The 24,385-nt window shown below is 50.7% G+C and carries 16 protein-coding genes, 4 tRNA genes, 3 rRNA genes and 1 riboswitch; of the genes, 19 read left to right on the top strand and 4 right to left on the bottom strand.

What is annotated here, in order from left to right; all coding sequences use genetic code 11:
• Positions 1–474: 474 nt before the first annotated feature.
• Positions 475–1,383: a DNA-binding transcriptional regulator OxyR gene (oxyR, locus tag JFY74_19915; protein QQG28280.1), complete on the top strand. Its 909-nt coding sequence runs from the start codon at positions 475–477 to the stop codon at positions 1,381–1,383.
• Here oxyR and sthA read toward each other — a convergent pair.
• Positions 1,375–2,781 (bottom strand): Si-specific NAD(P)(+) transhydrogenase, encoded by a 1,407-nt coding sequence (gene sthA / locus JFY74_19910; protein ID QQG28279.1) that lies wholly within the window; start codon positions 2,779–2,781, stop codon positions 1,375–1,377. The two genes, oxyR and sthA, sit on opposite strands and share 9 nt — an antisense overlap.
• Positions 2,782–2,993: 212 nt before the next feature.
• On the opposite strand from sthA, the gene fabR reads away from it, so the two are divergent.
• Together fabR and JFY74_19900 are read left to right on the top strand one after the other, a co-directional pair.
• Positions 2,994–3,623, top strand: coding sequence for an HTH-type transcriptional repressor FabR (gene fabR, locus JFY74_19905; protein ID QQG28278.1), 630 nt, complete (start codon positions 2,994–2,996; stop codon positions 3,621–3,623).
• A 32-nt stretch (positions 3,624–3,655) separates the two neighbouring features.
• A complete protein-coding gene (locus JFY74_19900; GenBank protein QQG28277.1) occupies positions 3,656–4,042 on the top strand; it encodes a YijD family membrane protein in 387 nt (128 codons plus the stop codon).
• Between the two features lie 40 nt (positions 4,043–4,082).
• Here JFY74_19900 and trmA read toward each other — a convergent pair whose 3' ends face one another.
• Entirely contained in the window at positions 4,083–5,186 is a 1,104-nt protein-coding gene (trmA, locus tag JFY74_19895; protein ID QQG28276.1) for a tRNA (uridine(54)-C5)-methyltransferase TrmA, read from the bottom strand.
• A 129-nt stretch (positions 5,187–5,315) separates the two neighbouring features.
• Positions 5,316–5,549, top strand: a riboswitch (cobalamin riboswitch).
• Positions 5,550–5,614: 65 nt separating this feature from the next.
• Here trmA and btuB point away from each other — a divergent pair.
• The 13 genes from btuB to yjfF all read left to right on the top strand — a co-directional run bounded on the left by btuB (position 5,615) and on the right by yjfF (position 19,175).
• Entirely contained in the window at positions 5,615–7,483 is a 1,869-nt protein-coding gene (gene btuB / locus JFY74_19890; protein QQG28275.1) for a TonB-dependent vitamin B12 receptor BtuB, read from the top strand.
• Positions 7,428–8,285 (top strand): glutamate racemase, encoded by an 858-nt coding sequence (murI, locus tag JFY74_19885; GenBank protein QQG28274.1) that lies wholly within the window; start codon positions 7,428–7,430, stop codon positions 8,283–8,285. Before btuB ends, murI begins: the two co-directional genes overlap by 56 nt.
• A 382-nt stretch (positions 8,286–8,667) precedes the next feature.
• A 16S ribosomal RNA gene (locus JFY74_19880) occupies positions 8,668–10,209 on the top strand.
• Between the two features lie 73 nt (positions 10,210–10,282).
• Positions 10,283–10,359 (top strand) — tRNA-Ile (locus JFY74_19875).
• A gap of 42 nt (positions 10,360–10,401) precedes the next feature.
• A tRNA-Ala gene (locus JFY74_19870) sits at positions 10,402–10,477 on the top strand.
• 223 nt (positions 10,478–10,700) lie between these two features.
• Positions 10,701–13,607: ribosomal RNA gene (locus tag JFY74_19865) — 23S ribosomal RNA — on the top strand.
• A 125-nt stretch (positions 13,608–13,732) separates the two neighbouring features.
• Positions 13,733–13,848 (top strand): 5S ribosomal RNA (gene rrf, locus JFY74_19860).
• Together the 16S, 23S and 5S rRNA genes with 4 tRNA genes alongside form the textbook arrangement of a ribosomal RNA operon.
• A gap of 52 nt (positions 13,849–13,900) precedes the next feature.
• Positions 13,901–13,977 (top strand) — tRNA-Asp (locus JFY74_19855).
• Between the two features lie 54 nt (positions 13,978–14,031).
• Positions 14,032–14,107: transfer RNA gene (locus JFY74_19850), tRNA-Trp, on the top strand.
• Between the two features lie 441 nt (positions 14,108–14,548).
• Positions 14,549–15,505 carry an ABC transporter substrate-binding protein gene (locus tag JFY74_19845; protein QQG28273.1) on the top strand — a complete coding sequence of 319 codons (957 nt, stop codon included), beginning with the start codon at positions 14,549–14,551 and terminating at the stop codon, positions 15,503–15,505.
• A gap of 190 nt (positions 15,506–15,695) precedes the next feature.
• Complete coding sequence (locus tag JFY74_19840) at positions 15,696–17,216, top strand: sugar ABC transporter ATP-binding protein (protein ID QQG28272.1); 1,521 nt, start codon at positions 15,696–15,698, stop codon at positions 17,214–17,216.
• Positions 17,203–18,213: an ABC transporter permease gene (locus JFY74_19835; protein QQG28271.1), complete on the top strand. Its 1,011-nt coding sequence runs from the start codon at positions 17,203–17,205 to the stop codon at positions 18,211–18,213. The genes JFY74_19840 and JFY74_19835 overlap by 14 nt, the downstream gene beginning before the upstream one ends.
• On the top strand, positions 18,213–19,175 hold the full coding sequence (yjfF, locus tag JFY74_19830) for a sugar ABC transporter permease YjfF (GenBank protein ID QQG28270.1): 963 nt from the start codon (positions 18,213–18,215) through the stop codon (positions 19,173–19,175). Before JFY74_19835 ends, yjfF begins: the two co-directional genes overlap by 1 nt.
• Positions 19,176–19,196: 21 nt before the next feature.
• On the opposite strand, the gene hdfR is transcribed toward yjfF, so the two are convergent.
• Entirely contained in the window at positions 19,197–20,024 is an 828-nt protein-coding gene (hdfR, locus tag JFY74_19825) for an HTH-type transcriptional regulator HdfR (protein QQG28269.1), read from the bottom strand.
• Positions 20,025–20,144: 120 nt separating this feature from the next.
• On the opposite strand from hdfR, the gene JFY74_19820 reads away from it, so the two are divergent.
• Positions 20,145–20,483 carry a DUF413 domain-containing protein gene (locus JFY74_19820; GenBank protein QQG28268.1) on the top strand — a complete coding sequence of 113 codons (339 nt, stop codon included), beginning with the start codon at positions 20,145–20,147 and terminating at the stop codon, positions 20,481–20,483.
• 57 nt (positions 20,484–20,540) lie between these two features.
• On the opposite strand, the gene JFY74_19815 is transcribed toward JFY74_19820, so the two are convergent.
• Positions 20,541–22,067: a YifB family Mg chelatase-like AAA ATPase gene (locus JFY74_19815; protein ID QQG28267.1), complete on the bottom strand. Its 1,527-nt coding sequence runs from the start codon at positions 22,065–22,067 to the stop codon at positions 20,541–20,543.
• A 407-nt stretch (positions 22,068–22,474) separates the two neighbouring features.
• Between JFY74_19815 and ilvL the strand changes: the two genes are divergently transcribed.
• The gene (gene ilvL / locus JFY74_19810) at positions 22,475–22,573 is read left to right on the top strand and encodes an ilv operon leader peptide (GenBank protein QQG28266.1); all 99 of its coding nucleotides are present in this window, start codon (positions 22,475–22,477) and stop codon (positions 22,571–22,573) included.
• A gap of 140 nt (positions 22,574–22,713) precedes the next feature.
• On the top strand, positions 22,714–24,360 hold the full coding sequence (locus JFY74_19805; protein QQG28265.1) for an acetolactate synthase 2 catalytic subunit: 1,647 nt from the start codon (positions 22,714–22,716) through the stop codon (positions 24,358–24,360).
• Positions 24,361–24,385: the final 25 nt, after the last annotated feature.

Raw genomic sequence — 24,385 nt, 5'->3', positions numbered from 1 at the left:
ATGAGCACTTCCCTGACTATTCGAATCCTCTATTTCTCTCCGGCTATTCCCATACCGTTAATTGCTTTGCCTGCTGGTCAGATTTCCCGGTGTCGATCGCCGGAGTATCGTTGGCCGACACACACAAAATGCTGTCGCTGCCAAATCGCTTGAAGAGGTTAGTCTGCTTGTTATAGCGTGGCTGAAGGCTAGTAGGTATACCCGTCATACTTCAAGGTGCATGTGCGTTGGCTGCGCTACTCGCCCTAGCGGGCCAACGCTTTGCGTTGTTCAAACGTTAACGTTTGTCCTGCAACGCGAATTATTTAGGGTATATATCCGTGGTACCGAAATCGTAAAAATATTGTTTTATTCCTGTAGAAATAAATAGATACGCTTTGGTGGGATATATTATTCATTTTGGATATTGATAGGGATTGTCGTTCATTGATATCCTATCTATCGTTGTTAGCTATCATGATAAGGAGAATAATAATGAATATTCGGGACTTAGAGTATCTTGTCGCGCTGGCAGAACATCGTCACTTTCGGCGCGCGGCAGATTCCTGCCATGTGAGTCAGCCAACGCTCAGTGGACAGATTCGTAAACTGGAAGATGAACTCGGCGTGATGCTGCTTGAGCGCACCAGCCGCAAGGTTTTGTTTACGCAAGCCGGTCTGCTGCTGGTCGAGCAGGCACGAACGGTATTACGCGAGGTCAAAGTATTAAAAGAGATGGCGAGCCAGCAGGGCGAAACCATGTCTGGGCCACTGCATATCGGCCTGATCCCCACCGTGGGGCCTTATCTTTTGCCGCAAATTATTCCGATGCTGCATCGCACGTTTCCCAAACTCGAAATGTACCTGCACGAAGCGCAAACCCATCAACTGCTGGCCCAGTTGGACAGCGGCAAACTGGACTGCGCCATTCTGGCGATGGTGAAAGAGTCCGAAGCCTTTATCGAAGTTCCTCTGTTTGACGAGCCGATGAAGCTGGCGATTTATCAGGATCACCCTTGGGCGAACCGCGAACGCGTGGCAATGTCCGATCTGGCGGGCGAAAAACTGTTGATGCTGGAAGACGGCCACTGCCTGCGCGATCAGGCGATGGGCTTCTGTTTTCAGGCGGGGGCGGATGAAGATACGCATTTCCGGGCGACCAGTCTGGAGACGCTGCGCAACATGGTCGCAGCCGGAAGCGGGATTACGCTGCTGCCAGCATTGTCTGTTCCGCGCGAACGCGAACGTGATGGCGTCTGCTATTTGCCGTGCTATAAACCGGAGCCCAAGCGCACTATCGCGCTGGTGTACCGCCCTGGTTCACCGCTGCGCGGACGCTATGAGCAACTTGCTGATACCATCCGCGAGCATATGCAGGGCTATATGGAAACCCTGTCAAAATAAGCGGTTAAGCCCGTTTAGCGCCGCTACGCGGTACGCTTCTGCCATGGTTGGATAGTTGAAGGTGGTATTAACGAAATATTCGATAGTATTACCTTCACCTTTCTGTTCCATGATGGCCTGCCCGATGTGGATAATCTCCGCGGCGCGCTCACCAAAGCAGTGAATACCCAGAATCTGTTTCGTTTCGCGGTGAAACAGAATCTTCAAACTCCCCACATTCATCCCGACAATCTGCGCCCGTGCCAGATGTTTAAACTGTGCCCGCCCGACTTCGTAAGGCACTTTCATCGCGGTGAGCTCTTGCTCGGTTTTCCCCACGGAGCTGATTTCCGGGATGGTATAAATACCGGTCGGGATATCTTCGATCAGATGCGCGCTGGCATCGCCTTTGATAATCGCCTGTGCGGCAAGCCTACCCTGATCGTACGCTGCCGATGCCAGGCTCGGATAGCCAATGACATCGCCGATGGCATAAATATGCGCCAGCGCCGTCTGGTACATGCTGTTGACCTTGAGCTGCCCGCGGCTGTCGGTGCTCAGGCCGATATTCTCTAGCCCCAGCGTTTCCGTGTTCCCCGTGCGTCCGTTGGCATAGAGCAGGCAATCCGCCTTCATCTTTTTGCCTGATTTCAGGTTGACGATAACGCCGTCAGCCAGCCCTTCAATACTCTCGAATTCTTCGTTGTGGCGGATAACCACGCCGTTGTTCCAGAAATGGTAGGACAGCGCATCCGACATTTCCTGATCGAGAAAGGCCAGCAGCCTGTCGCGGGTGTTGACTAAATCGACCTTAACGCTCAGGCCGCGAAAGATAGAAGCATATTCGCAGCCGATGACACCCGCACCATAGATGATGACGTGCTGGGGTTCGTGGTCGAGTTGCAGTATAGAGTCGCTATCGTAAATGCGCGGGTGATCGAAATCGACATCTGCCGGATGATATGGACGTGAACCGGTCGCAATGATGATATTCGCGGCGGTCAGCGTCTCATGGGTATTGTCTGGATAGTGAACGGCAATCGTGTGTGCATCGATGAAACTGGCTTCACCGGAAAACAACTCGCACTGATTACGCTCATAAAATCCTTGTCGCATACGGGTTTGCTGACCAATGACGCTGTCGGCATGGCGTAGGATATCGGAAAATGAGGAGCGAATAATGCGGGAGTTGTCACTGTAGAGGGGGTTTTGATTGAACTCGATAATACGGCTGACGGCGTGGCGGAGGGCTTTGGAAGGAATCGTACCCCAGTGGGTACAACCGCCGCCGACATTGTAGTGACGTTCAATCACCGCAATTTTGGCACCATGCTTGGCCAATCCCATTGCTGCACCTTCACCGCCGGGACCGGAGCCAATCACAATGGCATCATAATCGAATTGATGTTGTAGAGTCATGGTAGGTTAAACCTGTTTTTATACAAAATAATAACGTGGCCTTAACATCGTGCGATTGTAACATCGACTGAGACAGAACCCAATCATCCCTGCCTTTACTATGGAAACAGATTCTCACATTCTTAATATGGCAAACTTTGTCTCATTCTGCGGACAATAAAGTTTGCTATAGTGCCCCTCTGGAAAAGGGAGTAGATCATTTGGGCAGCATAATGGGTGTCAGAGCACAACAAAAAGAACGGACTCGTCGTTCCCTTATTGAAGCTGCATTTAGCCAGTTAAGCGCTGAGCGCAGCTTTGCTAGCCTGAGCCTGCGTGAAGTTGCCCGCGAGGCGGGTATCGCGCCGACCTCTTTCTATCGTCATTTTCGTGACGTAGATGAGCTGGGGCTGACAATGGTCGACGAAAGCGGGCTGATGCTGCGCCAGTTAATGCGGCAGGCTCGGCAACGTATCGCCAAAACCGGTAGCGTAATCAGGACATCGGTTTCCACCTTCATGGAATTTATCGGCAATAATCCTAATGCGTTCCGGCTGTTGCTGCGTGAACGTTCAGGTACATCGGCGGCATTCCGTGCGGCGGTCGCGCGGGAGATTCAGCATTTTATCGCTGAACTGGCGGATTATCTTGAGGTGGAAAACCACATTCCCCGCAGTTTTGCGGAAGCGCAGTCGGAAGCGATGGTGACCATTGTTTTCAGCGCGGGGGCGGAAGCCCTGGATGTTTCCTTGGAACAGCGTAAACAGCTAGAAGAGCGGCTAGTACTGCAACTGCGGATGATCGCTAAAGGTGCTTATTACTGGTACAGAAAAGAACACGATAGTAGCTTTACCGTGCCATAAATCCTCTATACCAACATGAGAAGGGATAAACCATGACACACAAACCTCATCAAGAAAAAGGTACGCTGGTGCTGGCGTTGATTGCGGGCCTATCCGTAAACGGCGCATTTTCCGCCCTGTTTAGCAGCATTGTTCCATTCTCGATTTTTCCCCTGCTTGCGCTGATATTATCCATTTATTGTCTGCATCAACGTTATTTGCACCACAGTATGCCGGAAGGTATTCCGATGCTGGCAGCGGCCAGTTTTCTGCTGGGATTGTTGATTTACAGCGCCATCGTGCGCGTTGAATATCCCGCGATTGGATCGAACTTTATTCCTTCAATCCTGTGCGTGGTGTTAGTTTTCTGGATTGGCCTGAAGCTGCGTCGCAGAAAAGAGACGGATGCTGTATCTGCAGAAGAGAGCGAGACGCTGTAGCGGATGGATACTGGCGGGGTGACCCGCCAGATTATGTGCGTTACTGACGTTTTTCCAACAGCACGCCGCACTCCATATGATGGGTGTAAGGGAATTGATCAAACAGCGCCAGACGGCGAATGTCGTGGGTTTCCGATAGCGTTTGCAGGTTGTTGCTCAGCGTTTCCGGGTTGCAGGAAATATAAAGAATGCGCGGATACGCCTGCACCAGTTTCACCGTTTCGTCATCCAGTCCGCTGCGCGGCGGGTCAACAAAAATGGTCTCGCACTGGTAGCTCGTCAGATCGATACCCTGTAAGCGGTTAAACTGGCGTACGCCCTGCATAGCCTGAGTAAATTCTTCCGCTGCCATACGGATAATCTGCACGTTCTCTATCTGGTTCGCCGCGATATTATACTGTGCCGCCGCGACGGAGGGCTTGGCGATCTCCGTCGCCAGTACGCGTTCGAAATTTCTTGCCAGCGCGAGTGAAAAATTGCCGTTACCGCAATACAGCTCCAGTAAATCTCCTGTTGATCCCGCTGTCGCATCCAGCGCCCATTCCAGCATCTGAATATTTATCGCGGCATTCGGCTGCGTGAAGCTGTTTTCTACCTGTCGGTAAATCATATCCCGACCTGCAACCGGCAGGCACTCATCGACATAATCGCGATCGAGGCAGATTTTGGTTTTTGTCGCGCGACCAATCAACTGTAGACGGAACCCCTGCGCTGTCAGGCTATCGCGCAGCGCGCGGGCATGTTCCTGCCATTCCTCATCCAGTGCGCGGTGATACAGCAGCGAAACGATCACTTCGCCGCTCAGGGTGGACAGGTAGTCTATCTGGAACAGTTTGCGGCGCAGGACAGAATCGGGCTGAATGACGGTAAGCAGCTCCGGCATCAGGCGGTTGATCAGTTCACTGGCAGCCGGAAAGCGATCAACCCGAATGCGCTGTTTGGTTTGCTGGTCAAACATGATGTGATAAAGCTCGTCGCCATCGTGCCAGATACGGAATTCGGCACGCATCCGATAGTGAGTGACGGGAGAACGGAAGACGACAGGCTCCGGTGCATTGAACGGTGCCATCATCCCACGCAGACGCTCGGTTTTCTCTGCAAGCTGGTCGTCGTATTGTTCGATGGGCAGGATTTCTGGCGTCATGGTTTTCTCGTCAACAGCGTCTAAAAGGGTGTTATTGGCCGGGAATTGTAGGGAATCCGGCCAGGAAGTCCAGTTTTGTTACGTGATTATCCTGTAGTGATATAGAAGTCTAGACTTCCACAATTCGCGATTGTAGGATGAGCGTCCGGCCTTGTACCACAAGTTAAAAGGGAATCCAGTGTAAATCTGGAGCTGACGCGCAGCGGTAAGGAATGCCCCGGCGATAGCATTATTATGCAGACACTGTCTTCAACTTTTGAGGATGGGAAGTCATCGCTTTCGTTGTATCCCCTACCGTTGTTGACGGTTTGTGGCGACAACGGCATCCAAGCCCGAAGACCTGCCGGAATACGTCGCAATTGGTTCTGCATATCGCGTGCTATTAACAGAGCCTGCGGCATCCTTATTATTTCTCGGATGCTTTAACAATGATTAAAAAAGTTTCGCTGCTGACGGCGCTTTCCGTCACGGCATTTTCTGGCTGGGCACAGGAAAGCCAAAATCCGTCATCGGAAAAAAATGCCGATGATATGGTAGTCACAGCAAATCGTTTCGCACAGCCGGTTTCTTCGGTGCTGGCGCCTACGACTGTAGTGACAAGAGAAGAGATCGACCGCTGGCAGGCGAAAAACCTGACTGATGTTATGCGCCGTTTGCCTGGTGTGGATATTGAACAGAGTGGTGGATTGGGACAACAAAGTGCATTACGCATTAGAGGTTCTGAGAGCAGACATGTTCTTATTTTGATAGATGGCATTCGTTTGAATCAAGCTGGTATTAGCGGTTCTTCCGACCTCAGCCAGATTCCTCTTTCTTTGGTTCAAAAGATAGAATATATCCGTGGTGCACGTTCCGCTGTCTATGGTTCTGATGCTATTGGTGGTGTTGTAAACATCATTACCACCAGAGAGAAAAATGGCACAACATTGGTTGCTGGTGTTGGCTCAAAAGGCTACCAAGCCTATGATTTGGCAACCCAACAGACTTTGGATAGTGGCACAACAGTCACGTTAGCGGGTAATTACACCTATACCAAAGGATTTGATGTCGCTGCTGCTGATGCGCCGCGTCAGCCAGATCGTGATGGATTCATGAGTAAATCCATCTATGGTGCTGTAAAGCAGCAGTTCAATGATGAATTTAGTGGTTTCGTGCGTGGATATGGTTTTGATAATCGAACCGATTATGATGGTTATGATGCCCTTGAGGACGTAACGTGGGTTTTTTTGGGTACACCAAGTATTCGGCAGCTTTATAGTCAAACGTGGGATGCAGGCCTGCAATTTAACCGAGATATTTATTCGAGCCAATTAGTCGCCAGTTATAGCTACACCAAGGATCTAAATTTTGATCCTGCTAAGGGACGTTATAGCCCTGCATCATCGTTGGATGATGTAAAACAATATAACCTGCAATGGGGCAATACATTTGCTGTTGGCGCGGGGAGTGTTAGCGCGGGTGTGGATTGGCAAAAACAGATATCACAACCAGGTACAGGTCGCGTAACGGCTGGGCATGAGCAACGTAACGCTGGTATCTACGCCACCGCCCAACAAAAAATAAGCAGTGTGACGCTAGAAGGGGCTGTTAGGGGCGATGACAATAATGTTTTTGGCTGGCATAACACTTGGCAATCGAGCGCTGCGTGGGAGTTTATTGAGGGGTACAGCATTTTTGCCTCTTATGGAACTGCTTATAAAGCGCCGAACCTGAATCAGGTCTATAGCGAAAAATACGGTAACCTCAATCTTAAGCCAGAAGAAAGTAAGCAGTGGGAAGGCGGCTTCGAAGGTTTGACTGGCCCGGTTAACTGGAGGCTGTCTGGCTATCGCAATGATATTGACAACCTCATCAATTTTGACTCAACAAATCGTTACGGCAATATCCAAAAAGCGCGTATCAAAGGTGCTGAAGCAACGGCATCTTTCGATACTGGTCCTCTGGCTCACACAGTTTCTTTTGATTACCTTGACCCGCGTAATAGCCAGACGAATAAAGTGTTATTACGTCGCGCCAAGCAGCAGGTTAAGTATCAGTTGGATTGGGCGGTGGCTGATATTGATTGGTCGGTGACTTACCAGTATCTCGGACAACGTTATGACACGGACTACAACACGTTCCAGCCTGTGAAATTAGGCGGCGTAAGCCTTTGGGATCTCGCAGCCTCATATCCGATCACCTCTCATCTGACAGTTCGTGGTAGAATCGCCAACCTGTTTGATAAAGATTATGAGACGGCATATGGCTACCGCACGGCAGGGCGAGAATACTATCTCACAGGAAGCTATACCTTCTAACTTGCCATCCCGTCCTACGATTCTGGTCTTCGATTCCGGCGTAGGCGGGCTGTCTGTTTATGATGAGATCCGGCAACTCCTGCCGGATCTTCACTATATATACGCATTCGATAATGAAGCGTTTCCCTATGGTGAGAAATCACAGCAGTTTATTATCGAGCGCGTGGTTGAGATTGTTAGCGCAGTCCAACAACGTCATCAGCTCGCATTGGTTGTGATTGCTTGCAATACGGCGAGTACGATTTCCCTTCCTGCGCTACGTGAGCGCTTTACTTTCCCTGTCGTGGGCGTCGTCCCAGCGGTTAAACCGGCGGCTAAGCTGACACGCAACGGTGTTGTTGGCCTATTGGCGACGCGCGCAACGGTTCAACGTCCCTATACGCATGAACTGATTGCCCGTTTTGCGACGGATTGCCAGATTCTGTCATTGGGATCGTCAGAACTGGTTGAGTTAGCAGAAGCGAAATTGCAGGGTGAGGCGATCTCAATTTCCGAACTGCAAAAAATTCTGCGCCCTTGGCTACGTTTACCGGAACCGCCAGACACGGTCGTGCTCGGGTGTACGCATTTTCCATTATTAGCAGAAGAGCTGAAAATGGCCTTGCCAGATGGTACACGTCTTGTAGATTCTGGTGCTGCTATAGCCAAAAGAACAGCATGGCTGATTGCTAATCTGGATAATCCTCCACTTTCGACAGATAAGAATCTGGTTTACTGCCTGGCGATTACGCCTAAAGTCGCTACGCTGTGGTCAATATTGCAGCGTTATGGCTTCGATTCGCTGGAAAAACTGCCACTTTGATAGCCTTGTGGGCAAATAGTAGACAAACGATAATTTTTTTGCATTTAGCGCTTGTCAGTGGCCGAGAAGTCCCTATAATGCGCCTCCACTGACACGGCAACAGCGACACGCGGTTGTGGTGACAGGAAAAAAGATTCAACGAAGGCGGTCAGTAATGACTTGACTTCACAGCGGAAAAGCATAATATATGCGGCCCGCGCCACGGAAGATGTGGCACTGCTCTTTAACAATTTAATCAGACAATCTGTGTGGGCACTCACAAGACCGTATCTTAACGATATAAAAAAGTCTTGAAGAGTGAACAACAGTAAAATTCATTACGAATGAACAGTGACTAATTCTTTGAGCATCGCTGACGAGTTCAGCAAATCAAACAAATCTTAAATTGAAGAGTTTGATCATGGCTCAGATTGAACGCTGGCGGCAGGCCTAACACATGCAAGTCGAGCGGTAGCACAGGAGAGCTTGCTCTCTGGGTGACGAGCGGCGGACGGGTGAGTAATGTCTGGGAAACTGCCTGATGGAGGGGGATAACTACTGGAAACGGTAGCTAATACCGCATAACGTCTTCGGACCAAAGAGGGGGACCTTAGGGCCTCTCGCCATCGGATGTGCCCAGATGGGATTAGCTAGTAGGTGAGGTAATGGCTCACCTAGGCGACGATCCCTAGCTGGTCTGAGAGGATGACCAGCCACACTGGAACTGAGACACGGTCCAGACTCCTACGGGAGGCAGCAGTGGGGAATATTGCACAATGGGCGCAAGCCTGATGCAGCCATGCCGCGTGTGTGAAGAAGGCCTTCGGGTTGTAAAGCACTTTCAGCGAGGAGGAAGGCGGTAAGGTTAATAACCTTATCGATTGACGTTACTCGCAGAAGAAGCACCGGCTAACTCCGTGCCAGCAGCCGCGGTAATACGGAGGGTGCAAGCGTTAATCGGAATGACTGGGCGTAAAGCGCACGCAGGCGGTCTGTTAAGTTGGATGTGAAATCCCCGGGCTTAACCTGGGAACTGCATTCAAAACTGACAGGCTAGAGTCTTGTAGAGGGGGGTAGAATTCCAGGTGTAGCGGTGAAATGCGTAGAGATCTGGAGGAATACCGGTGGCGAAGGCGGCCCCCTGGACAAAGACTGACGCTCAGGTGCGAAAGCGTGGGGAGCAAACAGGATTAGATACCCTGGTAGTCCACGCTGTAAACGATGTCGATTTGGAGGTTGTGCCCTTGAGGCGTGGCTTCCGGAGCTAACGCGTTAAATCGACCGCCTGGGGAGTACGGCCGCAAGGTTAAAACTCAAATGAATTGACGGGGGCCCGCACAAGCGGTGGAGCATGTGGTTTAATTCGATGCAACGCGAAGAACCTTACCTACTCTTGACATCCACAGAATTTGGTAGAGATACCTTAGTGCCTTCGGGAACTGTGAGACAGGTGCTGCATGGCTGTCGTCAGCTCGTGTTGTGAAATGTTGGGTTAAGTCCCGCAACGAGCGCAACCCTTATCCTTTGTTGCCAGCGATTCGGTCGGGAACTCAAAGGAGACTGCCGGTGATAAACCGGAGGAAGGTGGGGATGACGTCAAGTCATCATGGCCCTTACGAGTAGGGCTACACACGTGCTACAATGGCGTATACAAAGAGAAGCGACCTCGCGAGAGCAAGCGGACCTCATAAAGTACGTCGTAGTCCGGATTGGAGTCTGCAACTCGACTCCATGAAGTCGGAATCGCTAGTAATCGTAGATCAGAATGCTACGGTGAATACGTTCCCGGGCCTTGTACACACCGCCCGTCACACCATGGGAGTGGGTTGCAAAAGAAGTAGGTAGCTTAACCTTCGGGAGGGCGCTTACCACTTTGTGATTCATGACTGGGGTGAAGTCGTAACAAGGTAACCGTAGGGGAACCTGCGGTTGGATCACCTCCTTACCAAGAAGATGTGTGTTAAGTGAAGTGCTCACACAGATTGTCTGATGAAAATAACGAGCAGAAATACCTTAATAGGCTTGTAGCTCAGGTGGTTAGAGCGCACCCCTGATAAGGGTGAGGTCGGTGGTTCAAGTCCACTCAGGCCTACCAACTCTTCCGTGAGTGGTATCTAAGGTATCTGTAAGCAACGATGGGGTTATAGCTCAGCTGGGAGAGCGCCTGCCTTGCACGCAGGAGGTCTGCGGTTCGATCCCGCATAGCTCCACCATCACTACTCGCTGCATAGAAAACTTCAGAGTGTACCTGCTTGGGTGCACTGCGACGTTTTGCTCTTTAACAATCTGGAACAAGCTGAAAATTGAAACATGACAGCTGAACATACTGACACAACAGTAATGTGGTGTGAGTGATGCATCAGTCTGTCAATGAGTCTCTCAAATAATCACAGCGCGATGTTGGCTTTATTTATTAAAGACACCTTCGGGTTGTGAGGTTAAGCGACTAAGCGTACACGGTGGATGCCTAGGCAGTCAGAGGCGATGAAGGGCGTGCTAATCTGCGATAAGCGTCGGTAAGCTGATATGAAGCGTTATACCCGACGATACCCGAATGGGGAAACCCAGTGTGTTTCGACACACTATCATGACATGAATACATAGTGTCATGAGGCGAACCGGGGGAACTGAAACATCTCAGTACCCCGAGGAAAAGAAATCAACCGAGATTCCCCCAGTAGCGGCGAGCGAACGGGGAGGAGCCCAGAACCTAAATCAGTTTGTGTGTTAGTGGAAGCGTCTGGAAAGTCGCACAGTAAAGGGTGATAGTCCCGTACACAAAAATGCACAAGCTGTGAGTTCGATGAGTAGGGCGGGACACGTGACATCCTGTCTGAATATGGGGGGACCATCCTCCAAGGCTAAATACTCCTGACTGACCGATAGTGAACCAGTACCGTGAGGGAAAGGCGAAAAGAACCCCGGCGAGGGGAGTGAAATAGAACCTGAAACCGTGTACGTACAAGCAGTGGGAGCCTACTTGTTAGGTGACTGCGTACCTTTTGTATAATGGGTCAGCGACTTATATTCTGTAGCAAGGTTAACCGAATAGGGGAGCCGCAGGGAAACCGAGTCTTAACTGGGCGTTAAGTTGCAGGGTATAGACCCGAAACCCGGTGATCTAGCCATGGGCAGGTTGAAGGTTGGGTAACACTAACTGGAGGACCGAACCGACTAATGTTGAAAAATTAGCGGATGACTTGTGGCTGGGGGTGAAAGGCCAATCAAACCGGGAGATAGCTGGTTCTCCCCGAAAGCTATTTAGGTAGCGCCTCGTGAACTCATCTTCGGGGGTAGAGCACTGTTTCGGCTAGGGGGTCATCCCGACTTACCAACCCGATGCAAACTACGAATACCGAAGAATGTTATCACGGGAGACACACGGCGGGTGCTAACGTTCGTCGTGAAGAGGGAAACAACCCAGACCGCCAGCTAAGGTCCCAAAGTCATGGTTAAGTGGGAAACGATGTGGGAAGGCACAGACAGCCAGGATGTTGGCTTAGAAGCAGCCATCATTTAAAGAAAGCGTAATAGCTCACTGGTCGAGTCGGCCTGCGCGGAAGATGTAACGGGGCTAAACCATGCACCGAAGCTGCGGCAGCGACACTCAGGTGTTGTTGGGTAGGGGAGCGTTCTGTAAGCCGTCGAAGGTGGCCTGTGAGGGTTGCTGGAGGTATCAGAAGTGCGAATGCTGACATAAGTAACGATAATGCGGGTGAAAAACCCGCACGCCGGAAGACCAAGGGTTCCTGTCCAACGTTAATCGGGGCAGGGTGAGTCGACCCCTAAGGCGAGGCTGAAAAGCGTAGTCGATGGGAAACAGGTTAATATTCCTGTACTCGGTGTTACTGCGAAGGGGGGACGGAGAAAGCTAGGTTATCCGGGCGACGGTTGTCCCGGTTTAAGCGTGAAGGTGGATGACTTTGGTAAATCCGGGTCATTATTAACACTGAGGCGTGATGACGAGTCACTACGGTGATGAAGTAACCAATGCTACGCTTCCAGGAAAAGCCTCTAAGCTCCAGGTAACATCAAATCGTACCCCAAACCGACACAGGTGGTCAGGTAGAGAATACTCAGGCGCTTGAGAGAACTCGGGTGAAGGAACTAGGCAAAATGGTGCCGTAACTTCGGGAGAAGGCACGCTGATGGTAGGTGAAGTGACTTGCTCATGGAGCTGAAATCAGTCGAAGATACCAGCTGGCTGCAACTGTTTAATAAAAACACAGCACTGTGCAAACACGAAAGTGGACGTATACGGTGTGACGCCTGCCCGGTGCCGGAAGGTTAATTGATGGGGTCAGCCGCAAGGCGAAGCTCTTGATCGAAGCCCCGGTAAACGGCGGCCGTAACTATAACGGTCCTAAGGTAGCGAAATTCCTTGTCGGGTAAGTTCCGACCTGCACGAATGGCGTAATGATGGCCAGGCTGTCTCCACCCGAGACTCAGTGAAATTGAACTCGCTGTGAAGATGCAGTGTACCCGCGGCAAGACGGAAAGACCCCGTGAACCTTTACTATAGCTTGACACTGAACCTTGAGCCTTGATGTGTAGGATAGGTGGGAGGCTTTGAAGCGTGGACGCCAGTCTGCGTGGAGCCAACCTTGAAATACCACCCTTTAATGTTTGATGTTCTAACGTAGACCCGTAATCCGGGTTGCGGACAGTGTCTGGTGGGTAGTTTGACTGGGGCGGTCTCCTCCCAAAGCGTAACGGAGGAGCACGAAGGTTAGCTAATCCTGGTCGGACATCAGGAGGTTAGTGCAAAGGCATAAGCTAGCTTGACTGCGAGAGTGACAGCTCGAGCAGGTGCGAAAGCAGGTCTTAGTGATCCGGTGGTTCTGAATGGAAGGGCCATCGCTCAACGGATAAAAGGTACTCCGGGGATAACAGGCTGATACCGCCCAAGAGTTCATATCGACGGCGGTGTTTGGCACCTCGATGTCGGCTCATCACATCCTGGGGCTGAAGTAGGTCCCAAGGGTATGGCTGTTCGCCATTTAAAGTGGTACGCGAGCTGGGTTTAGAACGTCGTGAGACAGTTCGGTCCCTATCTGCCGTGGGCGTTGGAAGATTGAGAGGGGTTGCTCCTAGTACGAGAGGACCGGAGTGAACGCACCACTGGTGTACGGGTTGTGATGCCAATTGCATTGCCCGGTAGCTAAGTGCGGAAGAGATAACCGCTGAAAGCATCTAAGCGGGAAACTTGCCTCGAGATGAGTCTTCCCTGGGCACTAGATGCCCCTGAAGGGCCGTTGAAGACGACGACGTAGATAGGCTGGGTGTGTAAGCGTAGCGATACGTTGAGCTAACCAGTACTAATGACCCGAGAGGCTTAACCTTACAACACCGAAGGTGTTTTGAGAGTGACTCAAAGAGATTTTGATAATCAGCTTGTTTTAGGATTGGTTCTGATGGTTATGCGAGAGCGAGAGCAAAGCATGACGGTTGGAATGAAACAGAATTTGCCTGGCGGCGATAGCGCGGTGGTCCCACCTGACCCCATGCCGAACTCAGAAGTGAAACGCCGTAGCGCCGATGGTAGTGTGGGGCTTCCCCATGTGAGAGTAGGGAACTGCCAGGCATCAAATTAAGCAGTAAGCCGGAGCGATCTGGTGGTTGTAGAGAAATTCGGTGGAGCGGTAGTTCAGTTGGTTAGAATACCTGCCTGTCACGCAGGGGGTCGCGGGTTCGAGCCCCGTCCGTTCCGCCACTTATTTAACATTATGTCTGCTAACTTTAGCAGGCATAATGTTAAGCGTAATTTAGGGGCGTAGCTCAGTTGGTAGAGCACCGGTCTCCAAAACCGGGTGTCGCGAGTTCGAGTCTCTCCGCCCCTGCCAAATAAAACCCTTCACGTTATCGTGAAGGGTTTTTTTTGATCTGTACTTTATGCTCGATCCTGTCTCGTATCCCTCTTTCCAATTTCTCCGTTATTTCTCCCCTCTGGATGTCTAATTAATCTAACGTGTTGTTATTTAATAGATAAATTTTTCTGATGTGTTGTTGATAGATCGTGCTGATTTAGCTGTAAATATGCACAAAATCACCGTAATACCAGGTTGTGAACTTGCTCATTCACCTTGTTCGATATTTGAACTAAAACTATCTACAACCTGAGTGAACGGTAAATCGTTTTTTCAGAACGATCCTTCAGGTCGCATTCACTTGTTAGTGATACCTGCCAACATCACATCGGTAGCGCTATAGCAGAAATTCGTAGCGCTATTTTGTACCTGAAATCTGACTAAGTAGCTGTAAGACTACGCAGAAGGAGTTTAAGTATGTACAGACGTTTACTGGTAGCTGTTGCTGTAAGCACTGCGTTGTGTGGTGCCGTACAGGCAAAACCCTTAACTGTTGGTTTTTCCCAGATTGGTTCAGAATCAGGATGGCGCTCTGCGGAAACTAAAGTATCAAAGCAGGAAGCCGAGAAGCGTGGAATAACGTTAAAAATAGCTGATGCTCAGCAGAAGCAGGAGAATCAGATTAAGGCTGTGCGGTCGTTCATCGCTCAGGGCGTAGATGCCATATTTATTGCGCCAGTCGTCGCGACAGGTTGGGCACCAGTCTTACAGGAAGCTAAAGAAGCAAAAACCCCAGTGTTCCTGCTTGATAGAACGATTGAGGTTAGCGATCCATCGTTGTACACCGCTGCTATCGTCTCTGATAGCGTCTATGAAGGAAAAGTAGCAGGGGAGTGGCTTGTGAAAGAAGCCGCAGGCAAACCTTGTAATGTTGTTGAATTACAGGGAACGGTTGGGGCTAGCGTTGCGATAAACCGTAAGAAAGGGTTTGCTGACGGTATAGCTTCAGATCCACAGATAAAAATTATTCGCTCACAGTCGGGAGACTTTACTCGCAGTAAGGGTAAAGAGGTTATGGAAAGCTTTATTAAAGCTGAGCAGAACGGAAAGAATATCTGTGCGGTTTATGCACATAATGATGACATGGCTATAGGCGCTATTCAGGCAATTAAAGAAGCTGGCCTGAAACCTGGTTCACAAATAAAAGTTGTCTCCATTGATGGTGTCCCTGATATTTTCAAAGCCATGATGAATGGCGAAGCTAATGCCACCGTTGAATTAACACCTAATATGGCCGGGCCTGCTTTTGATGCTTTATTAGCGATGAAGAAAGACGGAAAACAGCCTGAAAAATTCATTCAAACCGAATCACGTTTATTACTGCCTGACACAGCAAAACAGGAATATGAAACCAAGAAAGACCTTGGTTATTGATATTTATATTGTGGATTTATCATTGATATAAATTTTGCTAAATACCTGGCAGAAATATGAATATGGGAAAGTGGGCTTGCGATGCTTTCTGTACCGTTAAATGACAGGACAGTGAATATTGTCAGCCTACTTACCATAATATTGCTCAGGTGTGACGTAGCCTTGTTAAGTTGTCGCATAGGTGATGCTGATGGAAACGACACGGTTGTTAGATATTCGGGGCATGAGCGTTGAGTTTCCGGGGGTAAAAGCATTAGATCAAGTGGACTTCACGCTTAATCGTGGCGAAATAGTGGCGCTATTAGGAGAGAATGGCGCAGGGAAATCAACATTAATTAAGGCGTTGACTGGCGTTTACCATCGCTCAGCTGGTGAAGTTATCCTCGATGGTATCGCGATTAATCCTGTAAATACGGCTCATGCTCAGTCGTTGGGTATTGGTACTGTCTATCAGGAGGTCAATCTATTACCGAACCTGTCCGTTGCAGCAAATCTATTTATTGGCCGTGAACCCACACGCTGGGGTATCGTGGATCAACATAAAATCTTACATCAGGCCGAAGCACTTTTATTGAATTATGGGCTGATGATCGATGTTAGCCATCCGCTTGGTAATTACTCCATCGCAGTTCAACAAATTGTAGCCATTGCCAGAGCTATCGATCTTTCCGCTAAAGTTTTAATTCTTGATGAACCGACCGCAAGCCTTGATGCAAAAGAAGTCGATATGCTACTGGATATATTACGGAAGTTGCGCGACCGCGGAATCGGTATGATATTTGTGACGCACTTTCTGGATCAGGTTTATCGCATTAGCGACAGAATTACCGTTTTGCGTAATGGAAAACTAGTGGGGACATTACCTGCCGCAGAATTGCCACGTATTGAATTAGTCCAAATGATGTTGGGGCACAGTTTTGATGAAACATTATTGAAGCGTGGCGAACATAGTGACGTCTCAGGTGAGCCCATCGTGCAGTTTAAACACTATGGTCGGCGTGGCTCGATTAATGACTTCGAGCTTTCCGTGCGCCCAGGAGAAATTGTTGGCCTCGCTGGTCTACTGGGTTCCGGCCGGACAGAAACCGCGCAGCTGATATTTGGTATTAACGTGCCTGATGCTGGCGAAGCCAGAGTTGATGGCAAACAAGTCAGCATCCGTACGCCGCGTGCAGCAGGAAAGCTCGGCTTTGGCTATTGCCCTGAGGATCGCAAGACTGATGGCATTGTCGGTGCTGCAACGGTACGAGAGAACATCATTTTGGCGCTTCAGGCGCAGCGCGGCTGGCTGAAGCCCATTTCCTTACGTGAGCAAACCCGTATCGCTGAAAAATTTATCAGCCTATTAGGGATTCGTACGCCCGGTCCAGAGCAGGAAATTCAGTATCTATCAGGAGGGAATCAGCAAAAAGTATTGCTATCGCGCTGGCTGGCAACAGAACCGCGCTTCTTGATTTTGGATGAACCAACACGAGGGATCGATGTTGGTGCGCATGCTGAAATTATTCGCCTGATCGAAAAACTGTGTGAGCAGGGGATGGCCTTACTCGTGATCTCTTCTGAATTGGAAGAACTGACCGGTTATGCGGATCGCATCATTGTACTGCGTGACAGGCAGCACGTTGCGCATCTCGAACATAATGAGATCTCGGTTGCCGCAGTGATGCAGGCAATCGCAGTACAAGCGGGAGCAACTGATGACAGACAATAACGTCAAACCTGCCAAAAAAGTCCGCCTAACGTTCACCAAAGGGGTGCCACAGCTTCTCGCGCTCGTTGCCATCTTGTTGATTGATAGCATGGTCGCGCCCAACTTCTTCTCCCTCCATATTCAGGACGGGCGCTTGTTCGGTAGCCTTATCGACATCCTTAACCGCGGTGCACCCGTTGCGCTGCTGGCATTAGGTATGACGTTGGTGATTGCCACTGGCGGTATCGACTTATCGGTGGGCGCAGTTATGGCGATTGCTGGAGCGACAGCCGCAACACTGACCGCTGCTGGTCATCCACTCCCTTCTGTATTACTGATTGCGCTATTGGTTGGTGCGCTGTGTGGGCTATGGAACGGTTTTCTGGTTGCGGTGTTACAGATTCAGCCGATTGTAGCGACGTTAATGCTGATGGTTGCTGGGCGAGGCATTGCTCAGTTGATTACCGAAGGTCAAATTATCACGTTTGATAACGCCGGGTTGGCTAAGCTGGGCAGCGGAACCCTGTTCTATCTACCCATGCCAGTGATTATTGCCTGCGTAATGCTGTTGGCGCTGTGGATTTTGACGCGTAAAACGGCGCTTGGGCTATTTATCGAATCAGTCGGTATTAATTTGCGATCGGCTCGCAACGCTGGCGTGAGTACGAAGCTGGTATTGGTCGCAGCTTATGTCATATGCGGCGTGTGTGCGGCCGTAGCGGGCGTTATCGTGACGGCAGATATCCGTGGGGCGGATGCGAACAACGCGGGCCTCTGGTTGGAATTAGACGCGATTCTGGCCGTGGTGATCGGTGGCGGGTCGCTACTTGGGGGGCGTTTTAATTTGCTGCTCTCTGTCGTCGGTGCCTTGATTATTCAGAGTATGAATACCGGCATCCTGCTGTCTGGCTATCGGCCGGAATTCAACCTGGTTCTGAAGGCTCTCGTCGTTCTGCTGGTTTTGGTTATGCAATCTCCACGTATTTCGCTGCACCACCTGTTCAGGAGGAAAACATAATGTTGAAACGCCACTTCCCCCTGTTGATGACGATTCTGGTCTTTATTGCTGGCTATTTATTCTGTCTCAGCCAGTTTCCCGGCTTTGCGTCGACGCGAGTTTTCTTTGATTTACTGACGGATAACGCTTTTTTGGGGATCGTGGCGGTTGGGATGACGTTTGTCATCCTGTCTGGTGGGATCGATCTCTCTGTAGGGTCAGTGATTGCATTTACGGGTGTGTTACTGGCCAAACTGATTGGTACGTATGGCATTGATCCTTTCTTTGCGTTCGCAATAGCGCTGGTGATGGGCGCCATGTTTGGCGGGTTGATGGGATGGATTATCGATACGCTCAAATTGCCAGCCTTTATTATCACGCTGGCGGGTATGTTCTTTGTCCGAGGAATGAGCTTTATCGTCTCACAGGAGTCGATTCCAATCGATCACCCGGTCTATAGCCAACTGGCGGGTTTAGCATGGCGCATGCCGGATGGAGGACGGTTTACCTTTCTGGCGCTGGTTATGTTGATTGTGGTACTGCTGGGGATCGTGATGGCGCACCGTACCCGTTTCGGTAACCGTGTTTATGCGATCGGGGGTAGCAGCTATTCAGCGGAACTGATGGGGGTGCCCGTCAGGCGGACGACGATTCATATCTACATGCTTTCCAGTACGTTAGCGGTGCTGTCAGGTATTGTTTTCTCTCTCTACACCTCTGCCGGTTATGCTCTGGCGGCAAGCGGTGTAGAATTGGATGCCATCGCTGCCGTTGTAATCGGCGGCACGCTACTGACCGGCGGTGTCGGAACCGTATTGGGAACCCTGTTTGGCGTGCTGATTCAGGGCCTGATTCAGACGTATATCACGTTTGACGGCACCTTGAGCTCATGGTGGACAAAAATCGTCATTGGTTTCCTGCTGTTTGCTTTCATTGGGTTACAGAAGGCGTTAAGCACATTCTGGTTAGCCAGACGTGCTTAAGTGGGTTGTGAGCAAAATAGCTCATGGATTAATCACAATAGGCGTTTTCAGCAATTGACGAATCATCGTCTGCTGATCGCTGTTTTGTAACCAAACGGCGTAAAACGGGCGCACGACGGGCTGACTGTCGCCAACTATCCGCAGGTTGGAATAGGTTTGTAACCAATGGCTGGGTAAAAACGCGCAGCCGCCGGTTGTTTCAAGCAGTTGGCGGGTCAACTGGGCTGATGTTGTTGTCAAAACGGGAAGCTGATCGCTGGCTAATAGGCGATGTTCCTGCTGATGAAAGTCTGCGCCCCACTCCAATTTTATATAGGGCAGTTCCTGCCCGGGTGGGTGCGCTTCTGCAGCAAACAGCGAAAGGGAGAAGTTGCCCAGCAGCTGACTTGCCAATTCTTCCATTTTTGGTTGTTCGGTCGTAATCAACAGATCCAACTGACGCTCATGGAGTTGTTTTACCAGCGAGTGACGTAAGGCAATGCGCGCTTCTAGCTGGAGCAGCGGGCGCTGTTGATACAGCGATTGTAGCCAGGGAGTCAGATATGCCTCCCAGAGTGACGCCGTTGCTCCTACCGAAAGCAGGCTGTGTTGCTGCGAGCGTGCGACTTCTTTTTTGGCAATCTGCCAGGTACCGATAAGGCTTTCCGCATAGGGCAGAAGCCGTTCTCCAGCGGGCGTCAGGCGTATGTTGTTCCGATGGCGCGTGAACAGGTTGGCACCAAGCTGCGTCTCTAACTGGCGAATCCGAAAACTCACCGCTGACTGCGTGAGATACAGGGATTCGGCGGCACGGCCAAAGTGTCTTGTCCTGCTGACTTCCAGAAAGGTTTTTAGTAATTCGGTATCCACGCCCATCTCCAAAAAATTTTTGTCGTAATGATTTAAATGTTTTGTTTTACACAATGTCAAGCCTATCTAATACTCCGCGCCATAAACAACACGACCATAGAAGAATTAGGAGCGTGTAAGATGGCAGAAAGCTTCTCTACCACTAATCGTTTTTTTGATAACAAGTTCTACCCGCGTGGTTTTTCCCGACATGGCGACTTTACGATTAAAGAAGCACAATTGTTGGAGCGCCACGGTTACGCGTTTAACGAGCTGGATTTGGGTAAACGTGAACCAGTGACTGAGGAAGAGACATCGTTTGTTGCAATGTGCCGCGGCGAACGTAAAGCGGAAACGGAACTGGAAAAAATTTGGTCCAAATATCTGGATCGTATCCGTCGTCCTAAACGCTTCCATACGTTGTCTGGTGGTAAGCCGCAGATGGATGCGGTGGAAGAATACACTGAAAGCGATGATTAATTAAGAATGGGGCGTTAGCCCCATTTCCTTTTGTGGCGAACCCATATAGCGCTCTCGCTATTCAAGGCTTTTGTGGAGCTGGATGAGCAATCGATCCATACAGCGATAGCTCAGCGCTTCGGCAAGGTGTTTTCTCTCTATGTTGTCCCGATCGCCGAGGTCAGCTATCGTGCGCGCGACTTTCAATATCCTGTGCCACGCACGTACAGATAAGCCAAGTTTGTTCATCACCTCTTCCAGATAGGCCGCATCAGCCATCTCCAATCCGCAGTGTTTTTCTATTTCGCGTGAAGTGAGCAGTGCGTTGATTTTATTTGCCCGCTTCAGCTGTATTTGCCGTGCGGTCAGCACGCGTTCGCGAATCGTCGCGCTGCTTTCGCCTTGATAATGCTGCTGAGATAACACCCCAGGTGGCAGCAAAGGGACTTCGATAGAAAGGTCAAAGCGATCCAAAAAGGGGCCGGAAAGTTTGCTGAGATAGCGCAGTATTTGTTGTGCTGGCAATCGGTTATGAACGCCCTGATAGTGGCCTGAAGGGCTGGGGTTCATTGCGGCGACGAGCTGCACCCGTGCTGGGTAGCACACTTTAGCCCGAGTGCGGGAAATGATAATTTCACCGGACTCCAGAGGCTCTCGTAGTGAGTCTAAAACGCGTCGCTCAAACTCCGGTAATTCATCCAGAAATAGCACGCCGTTGTGGGCGAGCGAGATCTCTCCGGGTTTGGGCAGCGACCCTCCGCCCACGAGCGCAGCCATGGAGGAACTATGGTGAGGTGCTCTGAATGGCCTGGCTCGCCAGCGCGTCATGGTGGCATCAATGTTGATTAGACTGTTGATAGCGGCGCTTTCCAGCGCTTCTTCATCGCTTAATGACGGCATCAGATTGCCTAATCGGCTTGCCAGCATGGTTTTCCCGGTTCCCGGTGGCCCCAGTAAGAGCAAGTTATGGCCGCCTGCCGCCGCGATTTCCAACGCGCGTTTAGCCTGCTCCTGACCGATGATATCCTTCAGATCGAGGGTATCTTCCTCGATCGGTGGAACGGGCGTCATGTCGGAGCAACTGAGCAATTCCTCTTCCCCACTGAGAAAAGCACACACGTCCAACAAATGCCCGGCCATTAGCGCTTCACCCTGTGGTATCAGTGTCATCTCCCGTTTATTGTCATCTGGCAGGATAAGCTGGCGGCCTGCTTTTATGGCTTCTAATGCGGCGGGAATCGCGCCATTGACGCCACGTAAGGTGCCAGACAGACCGAGTTCGCCAAGAAACTCGTAGCGGCTTAGCTTTTCACCATCGATTTGTTCTGAGGCCGCCAGAATCGCCAGAGCAATCGGCAGATCGTAGCGTCCCCCTTCTTTTGGCAAGTCTGCGGGAGCGAGATTGACCGTGATGCGCTTTGCTGGAAAGGTAAATCCGCAATTGATGAGTGCGCTGCGCACGCGATCGCGCGCTTCCTTGACGGTGGTTTCAGGTAAGCCCACCAGCGTTAGGGCCGGCAGCCCGCTGCTGATGTGAACTTCGATATAAACGTCCGGTGCTTGTACACCAATCATTGCCCGAGTATAGGTAACTGCCAATGACATGCTATTTCCCCTTTGCTGATGGTTTGCATCATGTCTGGCAAGGGAGAAGAAGTAGAGACCGTCTTCGCCACTCTGCGCGGCGGTGTCATGAAATAATTCACTGTTGCAGTAATGAGTAACATTTGTGCGCGATGCGCCGCAATTATCTAAGGTGAACCGATCGCTTAACGCTATCCGACGATCGACGGCTCCCGCTTTTATCTGCCACGTTTCTCGGACAACGCTCATTTTTACGCCAATGAGCGAAAATAATTTGGTGTGCTTCTACCTTATGATTACGTTGTATTTTTTCCCGTATCATAGGTAATCCTTACGGGTGGCAATGAAAAAAAATGGTTGTCAGGCCATGTCTGACTGTGATAACTCTGTAGGCATTCGTTCGACAGAAGATTAATGAACAACCTATTATGAAAGCCCTATCCCTAGTGATTAGCCTAGTCGTGATTAGCGTGGTGGTGATTATTATCCCACCGTGCGGGGCTGCACTTGGACGAAGAATGGCTTAGAAATCAAGGCCTAATTCAAGAAAACCCCCGCACCGAAAGGTCGGGGGTTTTTTGTTGGGCGTAATCTATAACGGAAAGGAACAGAAAATGAACATCAGCATAAAATTCTGTTATTCCCATAAGATGTCGGGGAAATAACTATGAATGGAGCACAGTGGGTGGTTCAAGCGTTGCGAGCGCAGGGAGTGGAAACCGTTTTTGGTTATCCGGGGGGCGCGATAATGCCAGTCTATGATGCACTTTATGACGGCGGCGTTAAACACCTGCTGTGTCGCCACGAGCAAGGCGCGGTGATGGCGGCGATTGGCTATGCTCGCTCCACAGGCAACGTGGGCGTCTGCATTGCGACATCTGGCCCAGGAGCAACGAACCTGATCACCGGTTTGGCCGATGCGCTGCTGGATTCTGTCCCTGTGGTCGCGATCACTGGGCAGGTGGGATCGGCGCTGATCGGCACCGATGCTTTTCAGGAGATCGACGTGCTGGGGCTGTCGCTGGCCTGTACGAAACACAGTTTTCTGGTTGAGTCTCTTGAATCACTGCCGGAAGTGATGGCAGAAGCGTTCGCGATTGCCAACAGTGGTCGCCCTGGCCCTGTTCTGGTCGATATTCCTAAAGATATCCAACTGGCGGTGGGGGATTTCACTCCAAACTTTGCGCCCGTTGCTAACGATGTTGATTTCCCCGAGCAAGATATTGCGCAGGCGTACGCTCTGTTAGCGAAAGCGCAAAAACCGGTGCTGTACGTTGGCGGTGGGGTCGGCATGGCGAATGCGGTTCCGGCACTGCGTGAATTCCTGAGCGTAACGGATATCCCTTCCGTTTCTACCCTGAAAGGGCTGGGTGCCGTGGATGCCAATCATCCCTATTACCTCGGTATGATTGGTATGCACGGCACGAAGGCGGCGAACCTGATTGTGCAGGAGTGCGATTTGTTAATCGCGGTCGGGGCGCGTTTTGATGACCGCGTGACCGGCAAACTGAACGCCTTCGCGCCTCACGCCAGTGTTATTCATATGGATATCGACCCAGCAGAATTGAGCAAATTGCGTCATGCTAATGTCGCGTTGCAAGGCGATCTGAAAACGATATTACCTGCGCTGCAACAGCCGCTGAACGTCAGCGCGTGGCGCCAGCAGGCGGCCATGATGAAGGCAGAATACCCGTGGCGTTATGATCATCCCGGTCAGGCGATTTATGCGCCTGCGCTGCTGAAAACGATCTCCGAACGAATGGATGCGGATACGGTGGTCACGACCGATGTGGGCCAGCACCAGATGTGGGCCGCACAGCATATGACGTTCAGCCGTCCTGAGAATTTCATCACCTCCAGCGGCCTCGGCACGATGGGCTTTGGTGTACCCGCTGCGGTAGGCGCACAGGTTGCGCGCCCGGACGACATGGTTATCTGCATTTCCGGCGATGGTTCTTTCATGATGAATGTTCAGGAATTGGGCACCATCAAACGAAAACGGCTGCCGTTGAAGATCGTGCTGCTGGATAACCAACGGTTAGGTATGGTGCGCCAGTGGCAGCAGTTATTCTTTGATGAACGCTACAGTGAAACCGACCTCTCCGATAACCCTGATTTCCTGACGCTGGCAAGCGCGTTTGATATCCCTGGCCAGCGCATCACCCGTAAAGATCAAATTGATGTCGCGCTGGATGCCCTGTTTAACAGCGAAGGACCCTATTTATTACACGTATCGATTGATGAGTACGAAAACGTTTGGCCACTGGTTCCGCCGGGTGCGGGCAACGAAACGATGCTTGATAAAACCAAGTAAGGCTCGATAAAACCAAACTAAGCTC

The organism is Pectobacterium carotovorum, assembly GCA_016415585.1.
GTDB lineage: Bacteria > Pseudomonadota > Gammaproteobacteria > Enterobacterales > Enterobacteriaceae > Pectobacterium > Pectobacterium carotovorum_K.
This window is presented reverse-complemented; position numbering and strand designations above follow the sequence as displayed.